This window comes from Rhodopirellula sp. UBA1907, from assembly GCF_002337565.1.
Lineage (GTDB): Bacteria > Planctomycetota > Planctomycetia > Pirellulales > Pirellulaceae > Rhodopirellula > Rhodopirellula europaea.
In genome coordinates, this window is sequence record NZ_DDGH01000074.1 from 47,655 (window position 1) to 56,488 (window position 8,834).

At 58.0% G+C, this 8,834-nt stretch carries 8 protein-coding genes; 1 reads left to right on the forward strand and 7 read right to left on the reverse strand.

What is annotated here, in order from left to right; translation table 11 throughout:
• Nucleotides 1-107: 107 nt before the first annotated feature.
• The 5 genes from B2R17_RS16280 to xseB are packed head-to-tail and all read right to left on the reverse strand — an operon-like array spanning nt 108 to nt 4,918.
• A complete protein-coding gene (locus B2R17_RS16280) occupies nt 108-752 on the reverse strand; it encodes an RluA family pseudouridine synthase (protein ID WP_286764805.1) in 645 nt (214 codons plus the stop codon).
• Nucleotides 753-772: 20 nt separating this feature from the next.
• Nucleotides 773-1,663: an NAD(+)/NADH kinase gene (locus tag B2R17_RS16285; protein WP_286764806.1), complete on the reverse strand. Its 891-nt coding sequence runs from the start codon at nt 1,661-1,663 to the stop codon at nt 773-775.
• The gene (gene dxs / locus B2R17_RS16290; protein WP_008655415.1) at nt 1,663-3,570 is read right to left on the reverse strand and encodes a 1-deoxy-D-xylulose-5-phosphate synthase; all 1,908 of its coding nucleotides are present in this window, start codon (nt 3,568-3,570) and stop codon (nt 1,663-1,665) included. The genes B2R17_RS16285 and dxs overlap by 1 nt, the downstream gene beginning before the upstream one ends.
• Complete coding sequence (locus tag B2R17_RS16295; protein WP_339888089.1) at nt 3,567-4,514, reverse strand: polyprenyl synthetase family protein; 948 nt, start codon at nt 4,512-4,514, stop codon at nt 3,567-3,569. Before B2R17_RS16295 ends, dxs begins: the two co-directional genes overlap by 4 nt.
• A 2-nt stretch (nt 4,515-4,516) precedes the next feature.
• Nucleotides 4,517-4,918, reverse strand: a complete 402-nt coding sequence (gene xseB, locus B2R17_RS16300) for an exodeoxyribonuclease VII small subunit (RefSeq protein WP_286764808.1) — start codon at nt 4,916-4,918, stop codon at nt 4,517-4,519.
• Between the two features lie 308 nt (nt 4,919-5,226).
• On the opposite strand from xseB, the gene B2R17_RS16305 reads away from it, so the two are divergent.
• The gene (locus B2R17_RS16305; protein WP_286764809.1) at nt 5,227-6,432 is read left to right on the forward strand and encodes a hypothetical protein; all 1,206 of its coding nucleotides are present in this window, start codon (nt 5,227-5,229) and stop codon (nt 6,430-6,432) included.
• A 385-nt stretch (nt 6,433-6,817) separates the two neighbouring features.
• On the opposite strand, the gene B2R17_RS16310 is transcribed toward B2R17_RS16305, so the two are convergent.
• Together B2R17_RS16310 and B2R17_RS16315 are read right to left on the reverse strand one after the other, a co-directional pair.
• A complete protein-coding gene (locus B2R17_RS16310; RefSeq protein WP_286764810.1) occupies nt 6,818-7,285 on the reverse strand; it encodes an NUDIX hydrolase in 468 nt (155 codons plus the stop codon).
• A gap of 75 nt (nt 7,286-7,360) precedes the next feature.
• Nucleotides 7,361-8,506, reverse strand: a complete 1,146-nt coding sequence (locus B2R17_RS16315) for a DUF4013 domain-containing protein (RefSeq protein WP_286764811.1) — start codon at nt 8,504-8,506, stop codon at nt 7,361-7,363.
• Nucleotides 8,507-8,834 lie beyond the last annotated feature (328 nt).

Consider the following 8,834-nt stretch of genomic DNA (forward strand, 5'->3'; position numbering starts at 1 on the left):
GTGGGAACCGTGGCTAACGCCAATCGGCTGATTCGGATACAGAAACCGTGGCTAACGCCAAAACGGCTGATGTGATTAAGAATCGCGGCTAGCGCGACGCTATCCAACTAAAACGGCAAACTTGATAGTGCAACGTCGGTCGCTCGACCGTTGGTTGGATCGCGGAACGAAAGCTTTGCCGCGACCAGACGCAACGCGGACTCGTCTTCCGCGTTTCCGTACAGCGGATCGCCGACGATCGGATGTCCGCGATGAGCCGACTGGATTCGCAATTGATGCATTCGTCCGGTGATCGGCCGCAACTCAATGCGTGATGTGTCGCTCGCCGAGTCGTATTCCAGGAAGCTCACCTTCGTCTCCGCATCACGTCCATCGCTGGTATCAGGACCGACGATTTCCACGCGAGCTTCATCGGGCAGTTTTGCGATCGTGTCCTTCCATGGCTCTTGCTTGCAAGCTTCCAGGGCATTTCCTTGGACCATCGCGATGTACTTCTTTTGCACGTGACGCAATCGAAATTGCTCGCTCAGCAGGCGCGCCGCCTTCTTGCGAAGTGCGATCAGCACCAATCCTGACACGGGGCGATCGAGCCGATGGACCGCGGTGAGGTAGCTGACCGGATTCCCTGCCTGAGCGAATTGTTCGCGCAGGCACGACTCAAGGCTGTCTGTTCCCTTGGGTGAAGTGGTCGGAAGTCCGACCGGTTTGTTGACGACGACGCAGGCATGGCACTGCCAAAGAATTTCAATCATCGCAGGATCTTGATCATCGATCAGAGTTGACGCAATGCCAAGCGTCCCGACCAACCCAGCTTTTCACGCAAGGTCCGATAATCATTTTGCCCCGGAACCCGAAGCATTTCGAACGATACCGGAGCACGGTGCACGCGGACTCGATCACCCGATTTCAGTTGGCCCAAAATCCGTCCGTCAACGACGATGCTGGTCGATTCGTTGGGTTCGGTCACCGCCAATTCCAATCGCGTGTCGGCTGAATCCACCAAAGGGCGATACGTCAGTGTGTGTGGACTGATTGGCGAGATCACGATCGCCTGCAGTTGTCGCCTGAGGATGGGGCCGCCCGCTGACAAGTTGTGCGCGGTCGAGCCCACCGGGGTCGCGACGATCAAACCATCGCATCGATACTGAGTCGCCAGTTCACCGTCGGCGTACAAGTCAATGTCGAGGATCGCAAATGGAGGGCCGTTCAGGATCGCGGCTTCGTTGAGTGCCATGGATTGTGCGATCACTTCGTCGTCACGAATCAGCTGCACTTCCAACATCAGGTGGCGGATGATCGAGAAATCGCCCTGGCAGACTTTGGGCCAAGCGTCCAAGAAATCCTCGGGCGAGAGAGCGGCCAGGAATCCCAACCGGCCGCAATTGATTCCCAGCACCGGTGTTTGGTTTTCGCCCATCTGGCGTGCGGATTGCAAAATCGACCCGTCGCCGCCGATGACGATCACCAAGTCAATTTCTTTGTCCGTGAAGTCGTAGGTGAACTCAAAGTCCGCCGCAATCAATTCGGCGTGCGACTGGATCGTCGGGCGAAGACGTTTCCACGCGGAGGACACGTTGAGTTTGTCAGGGGCACCCAGCACCACGATTTGTGGCGGACGCCCACATCCGCACCAATCGAGTTTCTCTCCGCTTGAGGATGCCATCAAACACCAACCTGTGATCCGACCTCGGAAGCAGCTTCGCGACACACTTCGGCAATCTTTTGAGCCGACAACGTTGATTGATCCAGCAACTGCGATCGATCACCGTGCAACACGAACTCATCCGGCAATGCCAACCGGTGGACGGCTCGCGTGTCCAACCGCTGGTCGACGGCTGATTCCAAGAACGCCGATCCAAAGCCGCCGACGCGAGTGCCTTCTTCGAGCGTCACGACAAAGCGTCCCTCGCTAAGCGTCTTGTGAACCATCTCCGCATCGATTGGTTTGACGAAGCGAGCGTTGACGACACCAATTTCCAGTTCGCCTTCAAGTTGCTCCGCGGCCGCGATGGCTTGTTCCAGCATCGCTCCGTAAGCCACGATCGTGCCGTCGGATCCTTCGCGAATCCATTCGGCTTTGCCGATTTCGATCGGTGCGGGTGTGTGGGTCGCTTCGAGAGCGGATGCTTTTGGATAGCGGATGCCAGACGGATGATCGAGCGTCAAAGCCTTGTCGAGCATCAGGGGCAATTCTTCGGCGTAGCCCGGTGCCATCAAAACGAGATTCGGGAACAAACGCATGTAGCCGATGTCGTACACACCGTGGTGAGTCGGCCCGTCCGGTGCGGTCAGTCCGGCGCGGTCCATCATGAAGACAACCGGCAAATCTTGCAGAGCGACTTCTTGGAAGATCTGATCGTAGCTTCGTTGCAGGAACGTGCTGTAGATATCAACGATCGGACGCATGCCGGTTTTGCATTGCCCAGCGGCGAAAGCGACGGCGTGCGATTCGCAAATTCCAACGTCGAAGAATCGCTCGGGGAACTGCTCTCGGACCGGCTCCAGCTTGTTGCCTTGGCACATCGCGGCGGTGATCACGGTCACTCGCGAATCACGCTTCATCGCTTCGCCGATCGCATCGCGAGCGTGAGTCGTGTACGGCGGGCGACCATCGCTGCCACGTGTGACGGGCGTGCCACCTCGATCTTCAAACGCCGGCGGCGTGTGGAAGAAGACGGGATCTTCCGCGGCAGGTTTATAGCCGTGCCCCTTTTCCGTCACCACGTGCAGCAAGACCGGGCCGGGGGTTTCTTTGCATAGACGCAGGTACTTTTGCATCAACGGGATGTCGTGACCATCGATGGGGCCGATGTAACGAATGCCGAGTTCCTCAAACAGCATTCCGCCCAGTAGCCCAGCTTTGACGCCTTCTTTCATCTGAGCCAGCAAGCGTTCGGCTGGGTCACCAAACATCGGCACACGGTCGAGCAACTTGGTGACTTCGTGTTTCAGACCCGTGTAGAACGGATTGCCGCGAAGACGGTCCAGGTACTGAGCAACCGAACCGGTGCGATGGCAGATCGACATTTTGTTGTCGTTCAAAACAATCGTCAGATCGTCGCCAAGTTCGCCAGCGTTGTTGAGTGCTTCAAAGACGACTCCGCAGGGGAACGCACCATCGCCGATGACCGCGACCGTTCGTCGGTCTTTTTGGTCCATCAAGATGTCGCCGCTGCGCAGACCAACTGCAGTACTGACGCTGCAGCCCGCATGGCCGGTCATGAACAAGTCATAAACGCTCTCGTGCGGGTTTGGGTAACCCATCAATCCGCCGGCGGTGCGGATCGTTTCGAAACGGTCGTAGCGGCCGGTGACCAATTTGTGCGGGTAAACCTGGTGACCGGTGTCCCAGATCAATCGATCGGTTCGAAAATCGAACTCGCTGTGCAATGCCAAGCAGAGTTCCACCACGCCCAAGTTGGACGCGAAGTGGGCCGTCCGGGTCGCGAGCAAGTTGCATAGCACGTCGCGAATTTCGACGGCGGCGTTGCTCAGTTCGGTGCTGGACCAGTTGGCCAGTGGCGTTGCATCCTGCAGGCCAGCCAACAAAGGGTGTTTGTGATCAGTCAATTCGTACGCTCCAAGACAAAGTCCGCCAGTTTTCTTAACCGTTGAGCAGATGATCCGAACAACTGCAACGATTCGTGCGCCATGTGTATGGTGCTTTCCGCGTGGGCTCTCGCCCGATCCAGCCCCATCAATCCCGGGTAAGTCAGCTTGCCACGGCCATCGTCTTTGCCCGTTCGTTTACCAAGTTGCTCATCCGTGGACGTGCAATCAAGTAAATCATCCGTGATTTGAAACGCGAGTCCAAACGCTTTAGCGTAATCGGTCAAGGCCGAAACAGCATTGGTATCCGCTCCGGCGGAAATTGCGCCCATCGCCGCACAGGCCGTAAACAGGGCCCCCGTTTTGCGATGGTGGATTGCTTCGAGGTGTTTGAGGGCGGCAACCGCCCCCCCGAAGTCCTCCACGGTGTACTTCTCAGCGTCCAAGTCGTCGGCTTGGCCCCCGACCAAGCCAGCCGGACCCGCCGCGGTCGCCAAAGTACCGATCAGGGCTGCCGATTTGGTCGTGTCGGAAGTGCTTTGGTGCAAGTGTGCAAATGCCATCGATTGCAGAGCATCACCAGCCAAAATCGCGGTCGCTTCGTCAAATTCGATGTGCGTCGTCGGCCGACCGCGACGCAAATCGTCGTCATCCATCGCGGGCAAGTCATCGTGAATCAGCGAATACGCATGGATCATCTCGGCCGCAACGGCCGAAGGCATCGCCGATTCCATGTCGCCGCCGCAGGCCTCCGCGGCCATGATCGTAAGCATCGGGCGGAGCCGTTTGCCGGGAGCCAGCACCGCGTATCGGATCGCCGCGGCAAGACGCTCGGGAACACCCGGGCGGTCTTCGCAGGCAGCTTGCAGGGCCGCTTCCACCGCTGGTCGGCGAGCGTCCATGTAGTCTTTCAGTGATTCATTGGGATCAACCGCTGGTTCACGACGATCGCCCGATGCTTGCACGCTCACTCATCGTCCTCCGCTGAATCCAATGCTGTGTCACCTGCCGAACGATCCGGCGCAACCGCTCCACGGCGTTTGCCTCGTGAAGCCTGCTTCTGAACCAACGACTCACCACCGGACATGTTCTCAAGCGGCTCCGTCACGGGGCGTCCTTCGGCGTCGACGCCGGCCAGCACCGAGATCTTGCGTTCGGCGACGTCCAGCAACTGATAGCACTGTCGCATCTTTGCCACCGCGACCTCGTACTGCTTCAGCGAATCGTCCAGCGTCAATGCACCGGATTCGAGCTTCCGAACGATCGTCTCCACATCGCCCAGCGTCGTCTCAAAATCAGCCAATTCTGCTGCCGTTTGTTCGCCGTCGCCGGCCTCTTCAGCAGAGGGGTTCCGTTTCTTCTTAGCCAAAACTGTCTTTTTCTGGATTGGGTGAGGATGGTCTGTGTGAATTTTTGACCAGCAATTGTTTGTGATCTATTGTTCCGAAGAAGTGGTGGGAATGGACTATAGCAGACAGTCCATCACACCCATCAGGCCATGCCTGTCCCGATTTGCCCCGGAAATGAATCTCCAGCCAAATGGCTCGAAACAACCGTAAACGAAAGCGACGTCTTTCTTCACCTGCACCGCAACGGCGGCCGCAGGTGGAGCAATCCACTGCTGGCAATATCGAAGGGACCGAAAATCCATGTGATCAGGTCCCTGAATCGGCTTCCATGTCCATCAACGAAACCAATCCCAACGATCTGAACGACTCGCCCACGGCGGATTCCCTTGCGAATGCTGCTGCCAACGGCGACGCTTCTGCTGCGGCAGCTGTTCCAAACGGCTCCGCGATCACTCGCGCCGACTTGGCCGAAGTCGTCTCCGGTGCAGCTCATCCCATCGACGAACGCCTGCAGCAGATCCTTTCGCTGCTCGGCGAATTCGAAGGCCGCCTGACATCTCGTCTGGACGAGTTCGCGCTCATCCCGCTGACTCCTGACGAACCCGGACAATCAGCAGATTCGACAAACTCCGCGGACGAATTCGACCAGCCCGCCGACACCTGTGCGGTCTCGTGGCAGCCACCTGTTCCCTCCGAAAGCACGGACGACTCAGCCGAAGAGGACTACGCCGGCGGCCAGTACGCCGATGATCGGTTCACGGAAGGCAAGTACGGCCAAGGCGACTACTGCGACCTGCTTTCGTCCGAAGTGCAGATTTCGCCAGAAGTGCAGCGTTTGGAGGAGGAGCTCCAAGCCGAGCGAATGCGTTCGCATGAACTGCAAACCCAAAACGATCAGCTCGCGGCACAACTCGCGTCGAACGATGTCAAACGCACCGTGTCTGACACGCAGGGCTGCGACGAATCGATGTCCTGGGAAGAACGCAAGGCACGCATCCTGGAACAGATGGAGAATGATGACTTCAACGCGGAGTCGTTCCTCGAGTCTCTGTCTCAACCCGCACAAGAAATCGCGGCGTCGATCGATCCTGAATGGACCAGCAATCCAGTCGCCTTCATTGACGATTTGGTTGACCGGCTGTCTACCGCCGAGCAGACGATCTCCGAACGGAACGCGGAGATCCACGAACTACAGATTCTGCTGCAGAACCGCGCGGACACTCGCAATGACCAGGTCGCGTTTGGTGCCGCTGCCATCGCCGGAATGGTCGACTGTGACGAATTGGTGATCGAAGAGCGCGAACGCCTGGCGCAATTGAAATCCGAATGGGAAGACAAATTCCGAAGCGCTGAAATCGAAGTCTCGCTCGAACGAGCCAAACTTTCGCGAGAGCGACAGGAACTGGCCCGTCGCGCAGAGGAACTGGAAGAACAAATCGACCAGTTGCAGCGTGAAAAAAGAGATGCCCGCAACTACCCCAAAGCCGGCCGCCGATGGCTGGCCGAATTGGGATTGCAATCCGAGGGCGAATGATGCGTCCGCCTCGCTGGTTCAGCGTTTCGTGAACCAGAGACGATCAATCGCATTCCTCGTGGCGGCTACAAATTTCGTGGGGCAGAGCAACGGCTTCTGTCAGCCGAACGCTCCACCAGCCATCAAAGATTATTTCTTGCGGTGACGAATCTTGGCTCGCATCCGTCGTTTCTTGCGGCCTACCTTGCGTCGTCCCTTGCCAGATTTCTTGGTACCCACCTAGATCGCTCTCCTGGAAAAATGTTCGTGTTTTGCGTGCATGGCCAGGTTTCGCGTCTTGGCACCGCCAATCATTGGCGTTCCAAACTGGGGCGAATCTAAACACCGGCCGGATCGAATCGCGTAGCCTAGCAGAACGCCAGCGACCGACAAGGCGAGTTTTCACTCAGGACGCCGAGGAATCTGGCCATGGCAGCTCGATTTCGCCGCCTCGCCATGCCGCCAGAAAATCAGGCAAGCTGGGCAACACCCCGCGAGCCGTGACGATGTCGTCGGCTGTCATCCAGTGAACCTCCGCCACCTCATCGGGATTGGGCACCGGATCGATGTGGTCTGGAAATTCCGCCACCCACCACGCCAGTCGCGTTCCCCATGGTGTGACACTTCGCCAACACAGCCGAGTCGGCGTCACATCGATTGCCAGCTCTTCTTGCATTTCGCGAATGAGAGCCTCCTCTTCGCTCTCGCCTGCCTCGATGCCTCCGCCGGGCAAACACAACTTCCCCGGCGCATTGACGGTCATCGAACGGCGGATGATCAGCAACTTGTCGGCGCGAAACATCACTCCGATCACACCGCGTTTGCGGTTGCGATGTCTTGGTTGGTTCGGTTTGGTATTCGGCAGTCGAGTCATGCTGCGCTTCTACCACCTGATAGAAGAAACAGCAAGGGAACCCGCGTCGGATTCAACGTTTCGGCGGCGGTGCGATCACACGCCGATGAATGGCACCGGCACCAGCAAAGCATGCTGGCGAACCCAAGTTTCCACCCCGTCCCAACTGGTGAACTGGCTGCCCATCAGAACCAACATGTAGAGCCCAACAATCGCGGGCATCACCACCAGCCGAACCGTCCACCGCGAGACAAACCACCAGCGGCCTGACCAAACGCCAGGCGACCATTCGCCCGATTCCGCTTGGACACGCAGCCGCCGGCATCGACGCAGCGCCAACCCTTCTGCGATTCGAGCCGGCAGCATGAATGCCACAAACACCAAACACGGCAACCAAGTGATCTCCTGCGGCGTCGCTTCGATCTTCAGCAGATACAGCGGGATCGGCATCAACACCAATCCGACCAACATGGCTCCCGCCCATGACCATGGCGCGTAACGAAAGTCGCTGCGAACTTGCCGCCACTGAAACATCGCTCGCCAATTGTTTTGGGCCGCGAAATGAGTCTGCAACATCGGCAGATACAGCAGCACGAACGAGAGCGTGAACAAAGCCAACACGCCCAGCAATCCGTCCGCGGCGTTGTCGCCTTCCCGTGTCACGCCCATGATCACAAACGCGGGAATCAACCAAACCAAAGTCAGGAACGCACCGCGGACGCCCATCCAAAACAAAGCGGGAATCCGCAGGTCTTTCAAAAACGCCCACACACGATCAGCAAACTGCGACCAAGTCGATGGACGCCACCCTTCTTTGAGAAAACGCATGGGTTGGGGCCACACGTAATGTTTCAAGCGTCCCCCACGAACCCAGGCCCACCCCAAGTAAACGGTCAAGAACGCCGACAACGCAATCGCTCCGATCCGAAGCCGAGTCGCATCGGGCGAACCAGGATCGATCACCGCGGCCACGGATTCCCAATGAGCCAACAAGCGAGTCGGTGCCGAGGCAACCGCGAGCGCCAAAAAGGCCGCTCCAAACACACCCGCCGCGTTCAGATTCGGCAAAGCGTCCTTGAGCTGTCCACCCGCGGCCAAATGCCCGGCAACGGCCAGCAAATATCCCAACGTGATCAACTGAAACAGCGGCAGCGCCGTGACAAACGCCAGGATCAACGCCAAGGACGCCAGACAAAACAGCGTCCAAGTGGCTTTTCGAATGGATTGAAAGAAACGTCGCATACCCGGTGTTCGATGTCTCGCGTGCGATCTTGGCAATCAAATCCAGCAAGGCTGGGAAATTAGTAAGTGAAAAGGGCCACAGGATCACAGAACTGCAGCCCGCAACGCATCCTACCAGCCCCAAAAACCTGTAGCACGGTGGTCCCCCACCGTGACGCGCGCACCTGCGTAGAACAATTGTCCCCAATTGTTCCGCCCACCAGCGTTCTGCCCCAAGTCGCTCCTCACCCAATCCAAGCTCCAGCTCACCCACACCGCAAGCCTCCGCCTCAAAAGCCGAGAGCATCGACCCAGCGTCCCTTTGAAGGTCGTGCAGTTTTTTGATGCC